General features: G+C 71.5%; 22 protein-coding genes and 1 tRNA gene. 15 read left to right on the top strand and 8 right to left on the bottom strand.

The features are described from left to right. Window positions 1-38 precede the first annotated feature (38 nt). Window positions 39-1,703 carry an acyl-CoA dehydrogenase family protein gene (locus tag HF526_RS15020; RefSeq protein WP_169382057.1) on the bottom strand — a complete coding sequence of 555 codons (1,665 nt, stop codon included), beginning with the start codon at window positions 1,701-1,703 and terminating at the stop codon, window positions 39-41. 228 nt (window positions 1,704-1,931) lie between these two features. On the opposite strand from HF526_RS15020, the gene HF526_RS15015 reads away from it, so the two are divergent. The 4 genes from HF526_RS15015 (at window position 1,932) to HF526_RS15000 (ending at window position 5,406) form a co-directional block, all read left to right on the top strand. Next, entirely contained in the window at window positions 1,932-2,885 is a 954-nt protein-coding gene (locus HF526_RS15015; RefSeq protein WP_169382038.1) for a Ppx/GppA phosphatase family protein, read from the top strand. A gap of 3 nt (window positions 2,886-2,888) precedes the next feature. Beyond that, on the top strand, window positions 2,889-3,617 hold the full coding sequence (locus HF526_RS15010; RefSeq protein ID WP_169382037.1) for a uracil-DNA glycosylase family protein: 729 nt from the start codon (window positions 2,889-2,891) through the stop codon (window positions 3,615-3,617). Window positions 3,618-3,896: 279 nt separating this feature from the next. Then, on the top strand, window positions 3,897-5,288 hold the full coding sequence (locus tag HF526_RS15005) for an NAD(P)/FAD-dependent oxidoreductase (protein WP_211177234.1): 1,392 nt from the start codon (window positions 3,897-3,899) through the stop codon (window positions 5,286-5,288). Between the two features lie 44 nt (window positions 5,289-5,332). After that, window positions 5,333-5,406, top strand: a tRNA-Leu gene (locus HF526_RS15000). Between the two features lie 130 nt (window positions 5,407-5,536). Here HF526_RS15000 and HF526_RS37430 read toward each other — a convergent pair. Beyond that, complete coding sequence (locus tag HF526_RS37430) at window positions 5,537-5,815, bottom strand: hypothetical protein (protein ID WP_169381973.1); 279 nt, start codon at window positions 5,813-5,815, stop codon at window positions 5,537-5,539. An 82-nt stretch (window positions 5,816-5,897) separates the two neighbouring features. Here HF526_RS37430 and HF526_RS14990 point away from each other — a divergent pair, with 82 nt between their 5' ends. Further along, window positions 5,898-6,032 carry a GrpB family protein gene (locus tag HF526_RS14990; protein ID WP_169382035.1) on the top strand — a complete coding sequence of 45 codons (135 nt, stop codon included), beginning with the start codon at window positions 5,898-5,900 and terminating at the stop codon, window positions 6,030-6,032. A gap of 401 nt (window positions 6,033-6,433) precedes the next feature. Here HF526_RS14990 and HF526_RS14985 read toward each other — a convergent pair whose 3' ends face one another. Next, complete coding sequence (locus HF526_RS14985) at window positions 6,434-6,775, bottom strand: STAS domain-containing protein (RefSeq protein WP_169382034.1); 342 nt, start codon at window positions 6,773-6,775, stop codon at window positions 6,434-6,436. A 579-nt stretch (window positions 6,776-7,354) separates the two neighbouring features. Between HF526_RS14985 and HF526_RS14980 the strand changes: the two genes are divergently transcribed. After that, window positions 7,355-8,860: a DUF1254 domain-containing protein gene (locus tag HF526_RS14980; RefSeq protein ID WP_169382033.1), complete on the top strand. Its 1,506-nt coding sequence runs from the start codon at window positions 7,355-7,357 to the stop codon at window positions 8,858-8,860. 43 nt (window positions 8,861-8,903) lie between these two features. Next, a complete protein-coding gene (locus tag HF526_RS14975; protein ID WP_169382032.1) occupies window positions 8,904-9,557 on the top strand; it encodes a hypothetical protein in 654 nt (217 codons plus the stop codon). Here HF526_RS14975 and HF526_RS14970 read toward each other — a convergent pair. Then, entirely contained in the window at window positions 9,533-10,441 is a 909-nt protein-coding gene (locus HF526_RS14970) for a putative protein N(5)-glutamine methyltransferase (protein WP_169382031.1), read from the bottom strand. The two genes, HF526_RS14975 and HF526_RS14970, sit on opposite strands and share 25 nt — an antisense overlap. A 703-nt stretch (window positions 10,442-11,144) precedes the next feature. Between HF526_RS14970 and HF526_RS14965 the strand changes: the two genes are divergently transcribed. Then, window positions 11,145-11,375: a hypothetical protein gene (locus HF526_RS14965; protein ID WP_169382030.1), complete on the top strand. Its 231-nt coding sequence runs from the start codon at window positions 11,145-11,147 to the stop codon at window positions 11,373-11,375. 5 nt (window positions 11,376-11,380) lie between these two features. Here HF526_RS14965 and HF526_RS14960 read toward each other — a convergent pair whose 3' ends face one another. Further along, window positions 11,381-12,304, bottom strand: a complete 924-nt coding sequence (locus HF526_RS14960; RefSeq protein WP_169382029.1) for a helix-turn-helix transcriptional regulator — start codon at window positions 12,302-12,304, stop codon at window positions 11,381-11,383. A 54-nt stretch (window positions 12,305-12,358) separates the two neighbouring features. On the opposite strand from HF526_RS14960, the gene HF526_RS14955 reads away from it, so the two are divergent. The 4 genes from HF526_RS14955 to HF526_RS36940 are packed head-to-tail and all read left to right on the top strand — an operon-like array spanning window position 12,359 to window position 15,536. Then, on the top strand, window positions 12,359-13,225 hold the full coding sequence (locus HF526_RS14955) for an ABC transporter substrate-binding protein (protein ID WP_169382028.1): 867 nt from the start codon (window positions 12,359-12,361) through the stop codon (window positions 13,223-13,225). A gap of 1 nt (window position 13,226) precedes the next feature. Beyond that, the gene (locus tag HF526_RS14950) at window positions 13,227-13,928 is read left to right on the top strand and encodes an ABC transporter permease (protein WP_169382027.1); all 702 of its coding nucleotides are present in this window, start codon (window positions 13,227-13,229) and stop codon (window positions 13,926-13,928) included. Beyond that, entirely contained in the window at window positions 13,925-14,923 is a 999-nt protein-coding gene (locus HF526_RS14945; RefSeq protein WP_169382026.1) for an ATP-binding cassette domain-containing protein, read from the top strand. Before HF526_RS14950 ends, HF526_RS14945 begins: the two co-directional genes overlap by 4 nt. Continuing rightward, window positions 14,838-15,536, top strand: coding sequence for a pyridoxamine 5'-phosphate oxidase family protein (locus HF526_RS36940; RefSeq protein ID WP_338051487.1), 699 nt, complete (start codon window positions 14,838-14,840; stop codon window positions 15,534-15,536). The genes HF526_RS14945 and HF526_RS36940 overlap by 86 nt, the downstream gene beginning before the upstream one ends. 10 nt (window positions 15,537-15,546) lie before the next feature. Here HF526_RS36940 and HF526_RS14935 read toward each other — a convergent pair whose 3' ends face one another. Continuing rightward, window positions 15,547-16,335, bottom strand: coding sequence for a PAS domain-containing protein (locus HF526_RS14935; protein WP_169382025.1), 789 nt, complete (start codon window positions 16,333-16,335; stop codon window positions 15,547-15,549). A gap of 209 nt (window positions 16,336-16,544) precedes the next feature. Between HF526_RS14935 and HF526_RS14930 the strand changes: the two genes are divergently transcribed. Next, window positions 16,545-16,928, top strand: coding sequence for an STAS domain-containing protein (locus tag HF526_RS14930; RefSeq protein WP_211177232.1), 384 nt, complete (start codon window positions 16,545-16,547; stop codon window positions 16,926-16,928). Between the two features lie 22 nt (window positions 16,929-16,950). Here HF526_RS14930 and HF526_RS36935 read toward each other — a convergent pair whose 3' ends face one another. Together HF526_RS36935 and HF526_RS14920 are read right to left on the bottom strand one after the other, a co-directional pair. Continuing rightward, window positions 16,951-17,436 carry an OsmC family protein gene (locus tag HF526_RS36935; protein WP_211177231.1) on the bottom strand — a complete coding sequence of 162 codons (486 nt, stop codon included), beginning with the start codon at window positions 17,434-17,436 and terminating at the stop codon, window positions 16,951-16,953. A 40-nt stretch (window positions 17,437-17,476) separates the two neighbouring features. Beyond that, entirely contained in the window at window positions 17,477-17,698 is a 222-nt protein-coding gene (locus HF526_RS14920; RefSeq protein WP_169381972.1) for a hypothetical protein, read from the bottom strand. 232 nt (window positions 17,699-17,930) lie between these two features. On the opposite strand from HF526_RS14920, the gene HF526_RS14915 reads away from it, so the two are divergent. Next, window positions 17,931-18,347, top strand: coding sequence for a hypothetical protein (locus HF526_RS14915; protein WP_169382023.1), 417 nt, complete (start codon window positions 17,931-17,933; stop codon window positions 18,345-18,347). Window positions 18,348-18,481: 134 nt separating this feature from the next. Beyond that, window positions 18,482-19,291: a Bax inhibitor-1/YccA family membrane protein gene (locus HF526_RS14910; RefSeq protein WP_169382022.1), complete on the top strand. Its 810-nt coding sequence runs from the start codon at window positions 18,482-18,484 to the stop codon at window positions 19,289-19,291. Window positions 19,292-19,413: the final 122 nt, after the last annotated feature.

Raw genomic sequence — 19,413 nt, 5'->3', positions numbered from 1 at the left:
CCCCGTAACCCCCCCCGCGACTCGCGGGAAGGGAGGGATTACGGGGTGGGGGAGACCCGCTCCAGCAGCGCCTGGGTGTGGGCCTCGGCCGGCAGGGTGCCCGCCGTGCGCCACGGGCCGTCCGGCAGGAACCGGGAGGACACGAACGCGCTCGCGACCTCCTCCGGAGCGTGCCGCAGCAGCAGCGAGCCCTGCAGACACAGCGCCAGCATCTCGGCCAGCCGGCGCGCCCGGCGTTCCTCCCGGGCCCGCAGTTCGCTGCGCAGCTCGCGAACGGCGCGGTCGAACCACTCGTCGGCGCCCGCGGCGGCGTCGATCTCGGTCAGCACCGCGTCGACGGACGCCGGCTCGCGGGCCACCGCGCGCAGCACGTCGAGCGCGGTGACGTTGCCCGACCCCTCCCAGATCGAGTTCAGCGGGGCCTCCCGGTAGAGCCGCGGCAGCCCGGACTCCTCGACGTAGCCGTTGCCCCCCAGGCACTCCAGCGCCTCGGCCACCACGGTGGGGGCCCGCTTGCACACCAGGTACTTCGACGCGGGCAGCGCCAGCCGCAGCAACTCACGCTCACCGCGGTCGGCCGCGCCCGCCAGCCGCAACGCCAGCGTGGTGGCCGCCTCGGACTCCAGAGCCAGGTCGGCGATCACGGTCTGCATCAGCGGGGCGTCGGCCAGCCGGGTGCCGAACGCGCTGCGGTGCGCGACGTGGTGCGCCGCCTCGGTGAGCGCCGCCCGAATCGTCCCGGCCGAACCGAGCACGCAGTCCAGCCGCGTCATCGACACCATCTCGATGATCGTCGCGACGCCGCGGCCCTCCTCGCCGATCCGCCAGCCGGTCGCGCCGTCGTACTCGAGCTCGGCCGACGCGTTCGAGCGGTTCCCGAGCTTGTCCTTGAGTCGCTGCAGCCGGATCGGGTTGCGCGTGCCGTCGGGCAGCACCCGGGGCAGCACGAAGCAGGTCAGCCCGCCGGGCGCCTGCGCGAGGGTGAGGAACAGGTCGTTCATCGGCGCCGAGGTGAACCACTTGTGTCCGATGAGCTGGTAGGTCCCGTCGCCGGACGGGGTGGCCACGGTGGCACCGGACCGGACGTCGGAGCCGCCCTGCTTCTCCGTCATCGACATGCCGGCGAGCAACCCGGCCTTCGACTCCGGTCGGGCCAGTCCCGGTTCGTAGCTGCGGGACATCAGGCCCGGCTCGTACAGCGCCGCCAGCGCCGGATCGTGGCGCAGCGCCGGTACCGACGCGTACGTCATGGAGATGGGGCAGCAGTGTCCCTGCTCCAATTGGCTGACCAGGTAGAACCCCGCGGCACGGGCAACGTGCGCGCCGGAACCGGGGTCGGCCTGCCACGGCGACGCGTGCAGCCCCCAGCCCACGGAGATCTCCATCAGCCGGTGCCAGGACGGGTGGAACTCGACCTCGTCGATGCGGTGGCCGTAGCGGTCGTGCGTGCGCAGCACCGGGGAGTTCTCGTTGGCCAGCCGGGCGTGCTCGCGGGCCTCGGCCGAGCCGACGACGCGGCCCAGCCCGCGCAGCGCGGGCAGCGCCTCACCCGCTCCCTCGCGGCGGACGGCGTCGACGAGCGCCGGGTCGCAGGCCATCGGATCGAACCCGGCGAGCGGCGGCGCCTGGTTGGTGACCTCGTGGGTGCCGAGATCGGTGCCGACGGGTGCGGCGGACGGCGTCGGCAGGGACCGGGTCGTCACCCCGTCGGACGGGAAGCCGTTGCGCGGCCGGAACCCGGCCGGTGCGGCGGCGGTGTCGCGCTGCTGCGTGCCCTGTGGGCTCCGATCGACCACGCCAGGAGAGTAACCGTGCGAATGCCGATCGTCGCCGCGTCGCGGCCGTGACAGGCCGCAGACCTGCGCGGCGGCGCGCGTACCGTTGCGGCGGACTCGATCTCGAGACCGAATCCGACCGCACAAGGAGAGCGCATGCCGCGGGTGGCCGCCATCGACTGCGGGACCAACTCGATCCGCCTGCTCGTCGCCGACGTGACATCGAGCTTCGACGGCTCACTCGCCCTGCGCGACGTGCACCGGGAGATGCGCATCGTCCGTCTCGGCAAGGGCGTGGACGCGACCGGTGTACTCGCCCCGGACGCCCTGGAGCGCACCCGCGTCGCGCTCGCCGACTACACCGCGGTGCTGCGTCGGAAGGGCGCCGAGCGGGTCCGGATGGTCGCCACCTCGGCGACCCGCGACGCGTCGAACCGCGAGGACTTCTTCGGCATGGTGCGCGACACGCTCGGCACCGACGCCGAGGTGATCTCCGGTGACGAGGAGGCCGGGCTGTCGTTCGTCGGCGCGGTCGGTGACCTCGAACCCGAGGACGGCCCGTTCGTGGTCGTCGACGTCGGCGGTGGGTCGACCGAGCTCGTCGTCGGTTCGCTGGTCGACGGGGCGGCGAAGGTTCACGCCGCACACTCGGTCGACGTCGGCTCCGTGCGGCTCACCGAACGGTGCCTGCCGGGCGACCCGCCCAGTGCGGAGGACGTCGCCGCCGCACGCGAGGTCGCGGCCGGCATCCTGGTCGATGCGTTCGCCGCCGTCCCGCTGGACGGGGTGCGCACCTGGGTCGGGGTCGCAGGCACGATCACCACGCTCTCCGGTGTCGCCCAGGAGCTGCCCGCCTACGACCCCGACGCCGTGCACCTGTCCCGGCTCTCCCGTGCCGATCTGCACCGGGTGGCCGGCGAGCTGCTCGTGATGCCCCGCGAGGAGCGAGCCGCGCTGGGCGCGCTGCACCCCGGGCGGGTCGATGTGATCGGCGCCGGCGCGCTGATCGTGGACGTGCTGGCTCACGAGCTGCACGACCGCGCCGGCATCGACGAGCTCGTCGTCAGCGAGCACGACATCCTCGACGGCATCGCCCGCTCGATCGCCTGAGTCGTGTTACCGCGCAGTCCCCGCAGCATCCCGGAGCTCGACGCCGTTATTGCCGACTGCCGGGCCTGTCCCCGGCTCGTCGCCTGGCGGGAGAAGGTCGCGCAAGAGAAGCGCGCCGCCTTCCGCGATCAGGAGTACTGGGGTCGCCCGGTGCCTGGCTTCGGCCCAGGCGACGCCGCGCTGCTCATCGTGGGCCTCGCGCCGGCCGCGCACGGCGGCAACCGCACCGGCCGGATGTTCACCGGTGACCGCTCGGGTGACGTGCTGTTCGCCGCTCTGCACGCGGTGGGACTCGCGAACCAGCCCACCGCGATCCACCGGGACGACGGGCTGGCGCTGCACCGGACCCGGATCACGGCGCCGGTGCACTGCGCCCCGCCGGACAACAAGCCGACCCCTGCCGAGCGGGACACGTGCGGGCACTGGTTGCTGGCTGAGCTGGCGTTGCTCGCGCCGACGGTCCGTGCGGTCGTCGTGCTCGGCGCGTTCGGCTGGCAGGCGCTGCTGCCGGTGCTGGCCGAGTCGGGCTGGGCGATTCCGCGGCCCCGGCCGCGCTTCGGGCACGGCGCGCACGTGGAGCTGGCCCCCGCGGCGCCGAGACGTGCACCGCTGCACCTGTTCGGCAGCTACCACGTCAGCCAGCAGAACACCTTCACCGGGCGGCTCACCCCTGCCATGCTCGAGAACGTGCTGCGCACGGCTGCGCGGCAGGCGGGGATCGGGTGCGGGTGACGTCACGAACATCACTCGTGACGATTCACCCGATTTGTCGGTATCTCGCCATCTCCCGGGCCCTTGTGTGCGCCGCCGGATCGAATCGGCCGAGGCGCATGCCCAGCGGAGCCGGGTCGGGGTGCGGATTTCACGACACGGTTTCGGCTGCTCAGGGCCCTGCGGCTGCACCTGATCGGTGATCGCCGTCACCGGTAGGTGCGCGATCCGTCGATCGATGGTGTGCCCTGCCACGAATGGGCCTCCTCGATTGGGATGCACGTGGGCCGCAGTGGGAACATGAGGGTCATGGCGCGCAACACCAGGATCGTCGTGGTCGGCGGCGGTTACGTCGGCATGTACACCGCTCTGCGGTTGCAGAAGAAGCTGCGCCGCGGCGAGGCGTCGATCACGGTGATCGACCCGCAGTCCCACATGACCTATCAGCCGTTCCTGCCGGAGGCCTCGGCCGGCTCCATCGAGCCCCGGCACGTCGTCGTGCCGCTGCGCCGGGTGCTGCGCAAGTGCCACCACCTCACGGGGCGGGTCACCGAGATCAACCACGCCAACCGCGAGATCACCGCGGAGATGGCGGCCGGACACATCACGAAGATCGGCTACGACATCCTCGTCGTCGCGCCGGGTTCGGTGGCCCGCGTCCTGCCGGTCCCCGGCCTGGCCGAGCGCGGCATCTCGTTCAAGAGCGTCGGTGAGGCCATCTACCTGCGCAACCATGTGCTGTCGCGGCTCGACGCGGCGTCCACCACGCTCGACCCGAAGCTGCGCCGCAAGCTGCTCACGTTCCTCGTGGTCGGCGGCGGGTACGCCGGTGTCGAGGCGCTGGCGGAGCTGGCCGACATGTCGCGCTACGCGATCCGCTACTACGAGAACATCAACCGTGAGGATCTGCGGTGGGTGCTCGTCGAGGCCGCGAACCGGATCATGCCGGAGGTCGGGCCGAAGATGGGGCGCTACACGGTGGAGCGACTGCTCGACGCCGACATCGAGGTCAACCTCGACACCCGGGTGCTCTCGATGGTCGACGGGCACGTCAAGCTCGATGACGGCACCGAGTTCGACACCGACACCATCATCTGGACCGCCGGCGTCAAGCCCAACCCGATGCTGGAGAACACCGATCTGCCCCGCGACGAGCGCGGCCGGATCAAGTGCACAACTGCCCTGCAGGTCGTCGGGATGCCCGAGGTCTGGAGCGCGGGTGACTGCGCCGCGGTGCCGGACCTGACGAAGAAGGACCCGAACGCCACGACCAGCCCGTCGGCGCAGCACGCGGTGCGTCAGGCCAAGGTGCTCGGCGACAACATCGTCGCGTACCTGCGCGGCAAGTCGCTGAAGCAGTACAAGCACTCCTACGCCGGTTCGGTGGCCAGCCTCGGGCTGTACAAGGGTGTCGCGGAGATCTACGGCATCAAGCTGCGCGGCATCGTCGCGTGGTTCATGCACCGCACCTACCACGTGAGCCGGATGCCCACCTGGAACCGCCGGATCCGGATCGTGTTCGACTGGACGGGCGCGCTGGTGTTGGGTCGCGAGGTCGTCTCGCTCGGCCAGATCCACGACCCGCGGGCCGAGTTCAGCAGGGTCGCGGGCAACCCCACGCCGCCCGGGCCGCCGGCGGAAGAGGCGCGAGCCCGCACCACCGAGGTCGCCGCCGGACGGGCCAGCGCCTGAAGGCGAGCGGGGGAGCGGGGGGCCGGCCCGTAGGCTGGCCCGGCGCCCTCGTAGCCCAATCGGCAGAGGCAGGCCCCTTAAAAGGGTCACAGTGTGGGTTCGAATCCCACCGGGGGCACACCTCGCTGACGAGCGAAATCCAGCCCTGACCAGCGGGAACGCCGTGAAGGTGCGATCTTGGGCTGTCCGGTGATGTCCAGCTGGCACCTACGCTCACCGGGTGGTCACGCTGAATACGCGCTGAAGTTTCAGGCACCACGGCCCGCCTCCAGCACTGCAGCGATGCGCTGCCGAGCCGCGTCCTCCTGGCCGACGACGCACTTGGCGTAGATCTGGTGCAGCACCCCGACGCTGTGCCCGGCCCACTCCGCGACCTGAGTGGATGGCACGCCGGCGTTCAGCCACGTCGACACCGCGGCCACCCCGGCGACCGCGAACGCCCATTCGAAAGCGACCCTCTTGAAGGGCACCGACCTGTCCGAGCACAGCCCGCTGCGCTCCAACGGGTCGAGCACGAGCTCAACCACCGGTCCCGCGGGGTCCTCGGATACCGCAGCCCCGCAGCACTACTTGATCAACTGCTAGCGTCCGGATCCCAGCCGGTACCTCGTGTTCCGCGATCGGCTGCGCGCCGACCCGGGCGACCGACTCCTGTACGAGGAGACCAAACGGTCACTGGCCAACCGGGAATGGCGCGACATGAACTACTACGCCGAGGCGAAGCACCCTGTGATCGACGACTGAGGCTCAGCGGGGGAGGATCGAGAACCGGCACCGTTGCCGTCAGTGTGACCACCCCGATCCCCACCTGGACAGTGGCGACGCTGACTGCAGGGAGCCCGGGCGGCGACACGAACCGGCGCAGGTACACGAACGCCACCCCACGGCTCGCGGTGGCGAGGAGCCGTCGGGTATCGCTCTCGACCATCCGATCGTGAGCACGATGGTGTGCACCGTCAGGGGCGAGATCGACATGGCCACCGGGACGGCGTTGCGGACCGCTCGGCGGTCTGAGCCGACGACCAGGTGGGGCGTCGCGGTCCCCGGCCATTCAGCCTCGATGGCCTGCGGCCAGGCGGCCCGCCAGGACGGCGCAGAGATCGACCTCGACAGCGTTTGCGCCGCGGCGGCCCCCGGCCGGGAGATCAGCGCAGGGCGCGCCTGGCGGTATCGGTGGTGGGGTAGATGTCGAACAGGCCGGCTGCACAAGTGGTGACGAGGGTCCGGATCACGGCGCCGTCGACGGTCACGAGACTCAGCCCGATATCGGCCTCCCGGGCGCGGCGTGCGACGTGGTCGAGGGCCTGGACGGCACCCGGCTCGAGTACGGACAGCGAGCTGAGGTCGAGCACGATCCCCCGTGGTGCTGTGGCGAGCCGGTCGTCGAGCAGTTGTCGGAATCCCGGTGCTGTGCCGCCGTTCAGACGCCCGCTGACCTGGATGACCAGCACATCGCCGTCCCGAATGTGATCGAGCCGAATCGTCATCGTGAGGTCTCCCGGCGCGCCCGCACGTCCATTGTCATTCCTTCCCATCGCAAGCAACTTTTCGTGTGTCAGAGCTGGTGGCTCTCCATGAGGCTCGGCTGGCCGGGCCGATCTACTTGTGGCCGCATGGCCGCAAGTTGCCAGCGGGACGGACCGCCCGCCTCGGCCTGGCGTGTCGAAGCTGAGGTGCGCGACCAGGCCACTCAGGCGAGTGCTTCGGCCCGGCAGGCTGAGCGTGCCCCGATCCGGCGACCGCAGACTTCGGAGATCGGGAGGTTCCGCGGCCGCCTCGACGACCGCGGGACGGTCCCGTCTCACCCATTGGGGATGAGGACACCTCCGCCGGCACGGCGCACGGTGGAGAACCTCGGTGCAAGGTGCCCGCGGTGCCGCAGCTGGACGTCTCGCATCTCCGCCCGGCCGCGAGGCGGCACGTCGCCGATCCATCTCGAGCAGCGAGGGAATACGGACATGTCACAGACGTCGGATCGACGTCCGCTGCGGCGCGTACCGGACGAGGCCGAATCGCCGATGGTCATGATGGGGCGGGCGACCCGGACAGCGGGCCGAGCCGTGGAAGTGGTGCTCGACGCCGCCCTGCGCCTGCCACGGGACACCGCGGGCCTGGCGACGGCGACCGGTCGGGCCGCGCTGGCGGCGGTGCGGCACCCGGAGGCGGTGCTCGACCGGGCACGTCGGCTGCCCCTTGCGGCGCCGATGCTTCGCCAGGCGGTGACGCCGATCCTCACCAGCCGGGTCGGCGATTGGCGCGCCGAGTACGCGTACACCGCGGGCGTGCAGGCGTTCATCTACGGCTTCCCCTACATCTACAACGCCCAGCTCCGGCATGCCTGGGTGACCGAGCCCCGGGACCCGGCCTCCGTGCCCTATGCCGCGGTCAACCACTTCTGGCACGCCTCACACCTGACCGATGAGACCTATCGGGACGGCGGCTGCCCGAACAGCGACACGCTGTACTCGGCGGCATGGCTGGACCTGAGCGACGAGCCGGTCATTCTGTCGCATCCGGACATGGCCGACCGGTACTTCACCTTCGAGTTGATGGGGTTCACTTCGGACAACTTCGATTACGTCGGGCAGCGCGCGACCGGGAAGAAGGCCGGTCATTTCGCCATCGCGGGACCGGGTTGGCAGGGGCAACCACCGCCCGGGGTCCAGTCCGTTCAGCCCGCGCCGACCCCGTGGATTCTCGTGCTGGGGCGCACGGTCGTCGACGGCGCCGCGGACGTGCCGAACGTACGGGCGCTGCAAACGCAGTACCGGCTCACCCCACTGAGCCTGTGGGGTGAGCCCCAGGCGGTGGTGCCGCCGCGCCGCGACGTCTACGCGCCGGCCGATGTGGCGACGGATCCGCTCGGGCCGTGGAAGACGCTCAACGCGATGCTGGCCGAGAACCCACCCCCGCCGCATCACGCCCTGCTGCTCGACCAGTTCGCCCGCATCGGCATCGGGCCCGGCCTGGACGTCGGGGACCAGCCCGACGCGGTCGAACAGGGTCTGATCCGGGCCGCCGCGATCGGCATGGCGCTGCTCAAGGCGCAGTTCCTCAGCGGTGACTGGGCCACCGTCGTGAACGGCTGGCGCTACCCACCGCCGGAAGAAGGGCGCTTCGGCGACGACTTCCTGCGGCGCGCCGCCGACCAGTCGCTGGCCGGCATCGCCACCAATGACCCGGCCGAAGCCGTCTACCTGGTGAATTTCGATGACGCCGACGGCGCCAAGCTGTCCCCCGAGGGGCGCTACGAATTGCATTTCGACGCCGACAATCTGCCTCCCGTGGACGCGTTCTGGTCGCTTGCCGCCTACACCGCGGCGGACATGAACCAGATCCCCAACCCCGACCACCGCTATTCGGTCGGCGACCGGGCCCCGGATTTGCGACGCGACCGCGACGGCGGGCTGACCATCCATCTGCAGCCCCGCTCACCCGGCGCGGATCGGGAGTCCAACTGGCTGCCGACCTCGGCGGAGAACGCGTGGTTCGTGATCCTGCGGATGTATCGGCCGCACCCCGCGGTGGTCGAGGCCAAGTGGGAATGCCCCGGCATCACCCGAGTCGGCTGATCGCCGGCGATCAGGTTCAGGCACGAGGGGAGAAGAAGAGCAGATGACGGTCCAGCCCGATGGAACATTGCAGGCCGGCGACCTGCGCGACGCCCGCTACGGTGAGATCTTCCTCATCAAACCGGAAGGAGGTCGGCTCAGGGGCGCGATCTACAACACGACAGGCCTCAACGACTGCCCCGCCGGGAAATGGCGTTCACTGGACCCACAGAAGATCGCGAAGGAGTTCGACGTACCGGCGGTCTATCTGAACGGCCCGCGGTTCTGGACGATGGACCGGCTCACCGCATACGAGTTCGGTGAGGTGCGGAGCTTCGACGGCCTCGAAGCCCGGCTGGTCGCGGACGTGCTGCTCCCACCGGGTACGAATCTCGCCGGCCGCGATCCCGGAAGGTTCTACAACGACGTCGTCGTCGAGCGGAAGACCGAATGGCTCTTCTCGGGCGGCAGGCCGGTGTACGAGCTGGTGACGCCCGACGGGAAGACCTATGTCCTACAGGCGTACTCGCACATCGTCGACGACAGTCTGACCTGGGATTCCCTGCCCACTCTGGCGGATCGGCTGAACCTCCCCGAAGGCTGGCAGTACCGCGTCCGCACCCTCGACCGGGATCTGCCGATGCGGCCGGAGGCCGGCGAGGCCCACGTGCTCCAGGACGAGCTGGAGAACACCTACATGCTGCTGGTGACCGCGTGACGACCAGGTGACACGCCGTCGCCCACCCCGGCGGCCCGCCCACATGCCGCTCTGAGCTGTGTCAGGGCCGGCCTGGTTCCGATGACGACGGTGGCGGTCAGGTCGTCGCATCTGGCCACCCGGGGAATCAGCCCGGCCCGCGCGAGGGTGTCGACGGTCTGCGGCGCCTGTCCTTCGCTCGTCTCGAGCAGCAGGTGGCCGCCGGGTGCCAGCCACCACGGCGCCGCGGCGATCACCCGGCGCAGGACGTCGAGTCCGTCCGCCCCACCGTCGAGTGCCACCCGAGGTTCGTAGACCCGGGCCTCAGGGGGTAGCAGCCTGATCGCCTCGGTGGGTACGTAGGGCGTGATGGCGATCAGGATGCCGACGCGGCCCCGCAGCGAGTCGGGAAGCGGCTCGTAGAGGTCACCGTCGTACACGTGACCGGTGGCGAGGTTGCGGCGAGCGCACCGCACGGCGGCGGGGTCGATGTCGACGGCGTGCAACTCGACGTGCTCCAGGGCGGCGACCAGCGCCGCGCCCACCGCGCCCGAGCCGCAGCACAGGTCGACGACGACCGCCGCCTGCCGGGCAAGAACATGCCCGGCGGGGCCGTCGGCGATGCGGGTGAGGGCGGCGGCCTGACGGACGAGGAACTCGGTGCGGCGGCGCGGAACGAAGACTCCGGGGCCCACGGCGATCCGCAGGCCGCAGAACTCCGCCCAACCGAGGACGTGTTCGAGGGGTAGGCCGGCGGCTCGCCGATCCACCATGGCGGCCAGGTCGGCCGGTGTCTGGGCCGCGGAGATGAGCAACTGCGCCTCATCCTCGGCGAAGACACAGCCGGCGGCCCGAAGCCTGGCGACGATGACGGATCGACCGAGAGGTGACAGGGAAGACGACAAGGGAGCCTTTCGGAATGCCGACGGGCGCTCCTTCGGTCACCTATGCCGGGTGAACCGCACGGCTGCGAGGTAGGGGCACCCAGCCTGAACGAGCGGTAATGGGTCCCACCTCCTCGGTCGGCACTTCCGGTGTCGGATGCGGCGATACTATCCGGTGCGCGGACAGTGCCACACCGATATCTCGGTACCGGAATGCACTCCGGACGTCGAGCGGGAGTCGGCTCGCCGCCACGTCATTCCCCAGCACATTTCCCCTCCGCGGGAGCCCCGGCCGACGACGTGCGACACGGGCCGCCTGGCCTTCCGGCTCACGCCGGGTCTGCGCCTGGCCGGGGAGGATCCCGCAGGTGGCGTTGACGAAGGTGCCGGTGATCGCCGCTGCGCGGTCCGAGGCCAGGAACACCGCGGCGCCCTCATCGGTGAACGTGCGGGCGACGGCGATCGCGCCCGCCGGCCCCGTAGGCCACGGCGTTCTACTGCTCCAACAGCATGCTGGTCCTGCCTCGTCGACGACGCGGGATCCGTCCGTGCGACGGTTCCCGAGGAAGACCGGGCCGGCCCCTCGAGCTCATCGGCGCGCCGCCGCATCAGGAATGGCGATCTTGCACGGGGGTGACTAGTGTACTCGCCCGTCACTCGAAAGGATTACAGAACAGGAAGCTCGTCACTGTCCGTCACTCAGGAGCTCGTGGGGGTATCTGCCGTGTCGCGTGGCTCCGCCCGCCCTCTGCCCGACGACGTGTTCCGGTCGTTCGTGCGCGAGTTGGCGGCACGAACGGACAAGCTGGACATGCTGGGCCGGCTGCGCCGGGGACACCAGCCCGACCGGCACGGTTGGTGTGAACACCCCGAGCACGCGCACCGCTGGGAGCGGCACCCGTGCCCCGTGCTGCGGCTCGCGGACCTGGTGGAGGCGACCGACGAGCCGGACTGACCACGTCAGTCGCCATCGCCGACGTCGCGGACCGCTCCGGCGTCGGTGGTGTCGTATCCGCCGAGCCGGGTGATCGACGCACATAGGTCCCGGTCGTGGAGCGCCGCGATCAGGGGCGCGGCTGCGTCCAGGGCGGTGTGACCGAGGACGATGTCGTAGTCCTCCCAGGTGAGCGGCACGAACCCGAGGCCCAGGTCGAGCGCGGCCGACCGGACGCCGAGGCCGGCGTCGACGATTCCGGTGGCGACGGCGAGCGCCACCTCGAGGTGCGAGCCGACCTCGGGGCCGCGGATGCGGTCCGGATCCTGGCCGGCCGTGATGAGCAACCGGTCGAGCAGGACGCGGGTGCCGGTGCCGTGATGCCGCTTGACCACGCGCAGCGGCGCGAGCTGTTCGACGGTCGTGACGGCGGCAGGGTTTCCCGCCGCGACGATCAGGCCCTGTTCGCGCCGCCACAGGTGGATCAGGTGTGGTTGCCGGTCGCGGAGCAGGGCGCGGGCGAACGGCACGTTGTAGGTGCCGGTGTGGTGCAGGAGGTGGATGGCGGCGCCGTCGGCGAGACCCCGGCGAACCGCCCGGAGGCCGTCGAAGCTGCCGCCCGCGCTGACGGTGATCAGGTTCGTGCCGAGGTTCCGGGTGATCAGGTCGAGAGCGGGGTCGTCGCTGCCGGCGAGGCGGAAGACCCGTTCGGCGTGCAGGAGGCGGCGGGCGGCGATCACGCCCTCGACGGCCACTCGGGCGCGGCGGCGAGCAGCGAGGGTGACGACACCGGCATCGGCCAGGCAGCGTTCCGCGCGGCCGACGGTCGAGATCGTGGTGCCCCAGCGCTGTGCGAGTTCGCGCACCCCCGGGAGCTCCTCCCCGGGCTGCAGCCGGCCGTCGCTCACCCGCCCGGCGATGTCGGTGCAGATCTCCCGGTACCGGGTCATGGTCCGACACCATATTCTTCTTGCGTTCTGTACTACTTCAGATGGAGTCAGAGCATGGGCGCCCTTCGTCGAGCCGCCGGGGCGGTGGCCGCTGTGCTCGCCCTCGTCGGGCCGGCTGCCTGCGGTGGTGCGGCGCCTGCGGCCGGACCATCGGCGGAGAAGTCCCTGATCCTGGCCACGACGACGAGCACCCAGGACTCCGGACTGCTCGACGAGCTGCTCCCGGCCTTCACCCGCGACACCGGGTGGCAGGTCAAGACGCTGGCCGTGGGCAGCGGGCAGGCGCTGGAACTGGGGCGGCGCGGCGAGGCCGATGTGCTGCTGGTCCACTCCCCGGCGGCCGAGAAGAAGTTCGTCGCCGAGGGCTCCGCCGGCCGCCGTCGCCTGGTCATGCACAACGACTTCGTGCTGCTCGGCCCGCCCGCGGATCCGGCGGGCATCCGCGGCGTGCCGACCCGGGAGGCGATGACCCGCATCGCCGGGGCGCAGGCCGTGTTCGTCTCCCGGGGTGACGACTCGGGCACCGACGCCCGGGAGAAGGACCTGTGGGCCGCGGCCGGCGTCACCCCGGGCGGCGCCTGGTACCAGTCGACCGGGCAGGGTATGGGAGCCACGCTGCGGGTGGCCGACGACAAGGCCGGCTACACCCTCTCCGACCGGGCCACCTACCTCAGCCAGCGCGACAGCCTGCGGCTGGAGATCCTCGACGAGGGTGACCCGAACCTGCTGAACGTCTACCACGTCATCGAGATGACGACCCGGGCCGGCGCCCGGGTCCAGCCCGACGGGGCGGCCGCCTTCGCGAACTGGATCGTGTCCGCGCCCGCCCAGCAGCTGATCGGGGAGTTCGGCCGGGCCGGGTTCGGCCAGCCGCTGTTCACCCCGGACGCCGGTAAGCCCGAGGACGCGCTCGGCGGCTGAGGTGGACGTTCTGCTCGACGGTCTCACCGAGGCGCTGCGCCTGCTTCTCACCGGTGACGAGGACACCTGGGCCATCACCGCGCTGACCCTGCGGGTATCGACCACGGCGACCGCGCTCGCCATGGTCCTCGGTGTACCGCTGGGCGCCGCCGTCGCCCTCACCCGGTTCCGGGGCCGGCGGCTGGTGCTGGCCGCGGCCAACACCGGTATGGGCCTGCCGCCGGTGGTCGTCGGGCTGTTCGTGACCGTGCTGCTGTGGCGCAGTGGCCCGCTCGGCGCGTTCGGGCTGCTGTACACGCCCACCGCCATGATCATCGCCCAGGGGGGCATCGCCACACCGGTCGTCGTCGCCCTGGTCGCTGCCGCGGTCCAGCAGGTCGACCCGGATTTCCGGGTGCAGATGCAGGCTCTCGGCGCCACCCGGCTGCGCTCGGTCGCCGCGCTGCTCAGCGAGGCCCGGCTCCCGCTGCTCGCGGCCGGCATGGCCGCGTTCGGTGCCGTGGTCAGTGAGGTCGGCGCGGCGCAGATGGTCGGGGGCAACCTCGCGGGGCAGACCCGCGTGCTCACCACGGCCGCCGTGCTGGCCACCGGCCGCGGGCAGTTCGCCCTCGCGATCGCGTTCGGGCTGATCCTGCTGATCATCGCCTTCGCGGTGAACTTCGCGCTCACCCTCGCCCAACAGCACCAGGTCCCCCCACGGTGAACTCCCGAATCGGCTGCCGTGACCTGCGGGTCACCGTCCGCTCGCGGGAACTGGTGCGCGTGACGGCCCTGGACGTCGCTCCTGCGCGGACCCTGGCCGTGCTCGGCCCGAACGGCGCCGGCAAGTCCACCCTGCTGCGCGCGCTCGCCCTGATCAGCCGCCATCGCGTCACCGGGCGCGTCCTGCTCGACGGCGAGCCCGCGACCGCGGCCGGCATGCGCCGCGCCGTCGCAGCGGTCCTGCAGCGGCCCATCCTGCGCCGCGGAACCGTCGCCGCCAACGTCGCCGGCGGACTCCGGCTGCGTGGGGTCGGCCGCGCCGAGGCGGCCCGGCGGTCCCGTCCCTGGCTCGACGCGCTCGGCGTCGCGCACCTCGCTCACCGCGACGCCCGCACCGTCTCCGGAGGCGAAGCCCAGCGCATCAGCATCGCCCGGGCCCTCGCGGTCGCCCCCCGCGTGCTCCTGCTCGACGAGCCCTTCGCCGGCCTCGACGCGACCACCCGCGCGGACCTGCTCGCCGATCTGCGTGCGGCCCTCGTCCACCTCGACGCCGCAGCCGTGCTCGTCACCCACGACCGCGACGAGGCGCGAGCGCTCGCCCACGACACCGCGCTCCTGATCGACGGACGCATCCGCCAGCACGGCTGCACAGCCGAGGTGCTCGACGCCCCCGCCGACCGGTACTGCGCCCGGCTACTCGGCTACACCAACCTGCTGACGCCGCCGATGACCGGGCGGACCCACCTTCTCGCCGCCCGCCCGGAGCACTGCCACGCGCTGCCAGACGCGGCTCTGGCCCCGCCGGGCAGCATCGTCGTTCCCGGAACACTGCGCAGGATCGTCCCGCTCGGTGGCGCCAGCCGGATCGACATCAGCACACCGCACGGCGACCTGGCGTGCCTCACCACCGGTGATCCCGGATCGAGCCGCGGCAACGCCATCGCCGTCGCGGTCGCCGCCGCCGACGTCCGCCGGCTCGACGAACAACCGGCCTGACGCCGGCCGGGTACGGCGCTTCGCTACTGCCTGTTCCCGCCGTCGCGCGCTGTGCAGCCGTGCCGACCGGCGAAATCCGCCTATCGGCCCTATTCGTGCCCGTTGGCGTAATCGATCCTGTCCGCACACGTTCGGAGGGACCGATGAGAGGGCGGATGTGAGCAGCCGAGCAACGCCCGTCGAGCTGGGCCCGGCCGAATGCCTCCGGTTGATCGCCGGCAGCATGATCGGCCGAGTGGTGTTCACGGACTCGGCGCTGCCGGCCGCGCAGCCCGTCACCTACATCCTCGACGGCCACGAGGTCATCTTCAGCACGGCGAACGGCAGCGCCCTCGCCGCCGCGATGCGCGACGCGATCGTGGCCTTCGAGGTCGACGAGATCGACCTCGACACCCGGGCCGGATGGAGCGTGCTCGGCGTCGGCCGGCCCTACGAGATCACCGACGTCGATCGGCTCGCCCTGCTCGGTGCCGGTTCGTGCGTCGTCGACGGTGCCCCGCACACGATCGCCATCCCGCTGCAGCGGCTCACGGGTCGACGGCTCACGCTCACGGACATGGCTGCTCACGTCGTCGGAACATCGACGCGGTCCGGTGCCGCATCGGTCCGATGATCGACGTGAGTCACGGCTCCGGATCGGGGGCGGGGCCGGGCGCGTCGCTCAGATCTCGCGTCAGCCCGCGCATCCGAACCGGGTCCCCGTTCGTCCCGAGGGTGACCCGCCCGGCCGTGTGCAACGTGCGGACCTCGCCGTCCGGCCGGACGATCCGGAAGGCCTCGGTGAACGGGTCGCCGCTGGCCAGACACCAGCGCAGCGCCCGGTCGACGCGCGACCTGTCCTCGGGGTGCACCGCCTCCAGGAGCCGGTCCACGGTCAGCTCGGAGCCGCGCGGGCGGCCGAACATCGCGAGCACCTCGTCGGACCAGGTCAGGGTGTCGGTGGGGACGTCCCAGACCCAGGAGCCGACGAGCACCCGGCCCGCCCGCCGCCGCCCGGTCCCGGTCAGGTCGAAACCCACCGCGAGCAGCAACTCCCGATCCCCGAGGGCCTCGATGTTCCATTGGGTCCAGCGGTAGCTGCCGTCGCGGCTCAGCAACCGGGCCTCGTGGACGAGGCTGTCCGAGCGCCCGTCGAGCAGCCGTTGGCGGCCCTCGACCAACGGATGCCGGTCATCGGGATGGACGAACTCCCAGAACGGGGCCGAGCGCAGTTCGTCGACCGACCACCCGAACAGCCTGTCGTATGCGGGGTTGGAGTACTCGAGGTAGCCGTCGAAGTGCTGGACGCACATCAGCGTGGAGGTGACCTGCCAGAGTCGGGTGAGGACCTGCGGGTCGGGCGGCGGGTCGACGGCGCGGTGCCCGTGTTCGCCGGGCTGCTCGGATTCGTGCGGCTCGCCCGTTTCGCTCACCGTCCGCGCTCCTTCCCGGCCCGGCTGGATTGTGGATTGTGCCCGCATTCCGGTGGGACGTCGATTCACGGCCCCGCGCGTCGGCGCCCATCGGACGTCGGCGCCCATCGGACAGAGCCACGCGCAATCCGTATAGAAGACCGTCCACCGGCGGCCTTGACTCGGGGGTGCCCACCCGCCCGACCGGTTCCCGGGAGTACGCCCCCGTGATGCACGACTACAGCGATGCTCGCGTCTTCGAGACGCCACCGACGCTGACCGTCGAACTCGGTCAGGCCCGCCCGGCGGTGCCGTTGCTGCGCGCCGTCGGAGAGCTGGTGCCGTCGACGGCCAGCACGCTGTTCGGCCCTCTCGGGCGGGAGCTCGGGAAGCGGCCCTGGGCCCTCGTCCTCGACCTGTCGGCGCTGTCGACGATGCACGCCGAGGTCGTCCCCGTTCTCGTCGACGTCGCTCGCTGGGCGGGCGAGGCCGACATCGGCCTCTGCATCGTCGTCACCGACGCCGTCGTGCCGCCCGTCCTGCAGGACGCCGGTGTGCTGCAGCTCTTCGAACTGCACCGCGACCTCGACGGCGCGCTGGACGCCGTGTCCTGACCCGGGCCGGGGGGCACCCGCTTCAGACGAACTCGATCGTCGGCTCCACCCGGACCGGCGTGGCCAGGCTGTTGGCGATGAAGCACTCCCGGTGCGCGACCTCGACGAGATGGCGCACCCGCTCCGGCGTCGGCCCGGCGGCCAGCACGATCCGCGGCCGCAGCACGATCTCCGCGAGCCGGACGGGAGTGTCCGCCTCCGGCATGGACGCCGCGGCCTCGTCGCGGTAGTCGCGGACGTCGAGCCGGGCGCGGGCGGCGACGGCGAGGAACGACAGCAACTGACATGAGGACGCCGCCAGCACGACGAGCTGTTCGGGGTTGAGCAGCGCGGGATCGCCGCCGAACGCCGGATCCGAACTCAGGGGGAGCCCGGTATCGGCGGGCGGTGCGTCCGCGGTGTGGGTGCGGTCGTAGTGGTGGTAGCCGACGGCGGTGGATCCCGACCAGGACACGTGGGCCCGGTAGTGATGGACGGCCGGCTCGGTGCGCACCCTGCTCACGGTCACGCCTGCGACGCTAGCCCGGGGCGGGCACCACGGGTACGGCTCATCGCGCCGGGCGTTCCCGGTCGTCGAGGGACGTGGCCAGTGGGCCCCGGGCGCGCCGGCGCAGCCAGCGGCGCCCGGTCTGCAACCCGCGGCTCACCGCGGTGGGCCCGCGCCGGGCCTCGATCGCGTCACCGATCCGCCCGAGCAGCCACCCCAGCAGCGGCGCCCCGATGGCCAGCAGCAGCCACATCCGTAGCCGTGCCGAGAAGAATGCCCACATCGTCGTATCCCCCGTGTCGACTCGCGGTCCGGTCGCGTGGATTGATCATTCCAGGTGGGCGCCGATCCGGCGCGGCGTGCCCGGCTCGCGGTGCCGGCGGCGACGGCCGCCCAGGGATGTCGATACCCGAGAAACGCCGTGTGTACCGGGCGGATCGGGCAGTGGCCGACCGCGGTGGCGGCCGGGCGTTACGGGAATGTTCGATCCGCCCGCGGGCGCGTAGCCTCGGAACATGACGGGCGACCGTCCGCCGTGGTTGGGGCTGCTGCTCTACCTGTCGATCACGGCGATGCCGACTCTCCTGTTCTGGGCGGCCCTGCGGGTGTCGGCCGTCGTCGCCGCGCGCCGGGCGCGCAGGCTCGCGCCCGTCGGCCCGTCGCTCGAATCCCTCGTCGCCGACCTGCGGCGACTGCGCCGCGAGATGTGCGGCCCGCCGCCTCGGACGCGGCTGCGCCGGGTGGCCCTGTTCGCCGCCTACGACGACGTGTTGACCGATGTCTGCCGGGTGATCGGTGTCGACGCCGCGCCGCTGGTCGAGACGGCCGAAGGCGGCACTGAACGTGCGTTCGCGCGGCTTCTCGTCGAGGCCGACGTCGAGGCCGCCGGGATTGCGCTCGACCCACCCGGAACCGGCAGTGCGGCCGCCTGACGGTGTCCACGGCGGCGCGCCACCCGCACCACCCGCCGGGCACGAGTAAAGTCTTCTTTACTGAACGGGAACCCGGCGTACAGTCGCCGCGTTGAACAGCATGGACGCCCACCCGCGCTTTCAGGAGGATCCAGGTGCGCACGAGTAGCAACCCGGCGTTCCGCAACCTGCCCGGTGGGCAGGGCGGCGGATACGCCACGTTCGACCGCCAGGGCGGCATGATGGGTGGTGGCGCGGCCTACGCCGACGCCCGGGCATCGCAGGTCGGATACGGGCGTGCGGGGGCCGGCGAGCGTCCGCTGACCGTCGACGACGTCGTCACCAAGACCGCGATCACCGCGGGTGTCGCGCTGGTCGCCGGCATCCTGACCGCGGTCAGCGGCGCCTACGCGCTCGCGCTGCCGGCCTTCATCGTCGGCTTCGTCGTGTCGCTGATCGTCATCTTCAAGCAGAGCAGCAACCGCTTCCTGGTGCTGACGTACTCCGCGGCCATGGGTGTGGCGCTGGGCGGCATCGCCGGGCTCATCAACAACGCCTATCCGGGTATCGCGTTCCAGGCGTTGGTCGGCACGGCCGGCGTGTTCGTCGGCATGCTGGTCGTCTACAAGACCGGCGCCGTGCGGGTCACGCCCAAGTTCACCAAGTGGCTCATGGGCGCCATGGTCGGCGTCGTGGTGCTGATGCTCGCGAACCTCGTCGGCAACCTGTTCGGGTTCGACCTCGGACTGCGCGGCGGCAACCCGACACTGTCGATCATCTTCAGCCTGGTCGTCATCGGCGTCGCCGCGTTCAGCCTGCTGCTCGACTTCGACATGGCCGACCAGGCGATCCGGGCCGGCGCGCCGGCCAAGTTCGCCTGGTACATCGCGTTCGGCCTGATGACCACCCTGGTCTGGCTCTACATCGAGATCCTGCGCCTGCTGAGCTACCTGCGCCAGGACTAGCCTCGTCAGGGGTGGGCGGACCCGGGCCCGCCCACCCAGGGCACTGACTCCGAAGGACTTCGACCGGCCGGGGTGCCCCCCTCCCCCCGGTCGGCGGCGCCGCGGACCACCGCCTTCACCCC

The organism is Pseudonocardia acidicola, from assembly GCF_012911935.1.
Taxonomy (GTDB): Bacteria; Actinomycetota; Actinomycetes; order Mycobacteriales; family Pseudonocardiaceae; genus Pseudonocardia; species Pseudonocardia acidicola.
The sequence above is the reverse complement of the archived record's forward strand: the minus strand, read 5'-3'. Positions and strand labels throughout refer to the sequence as shown.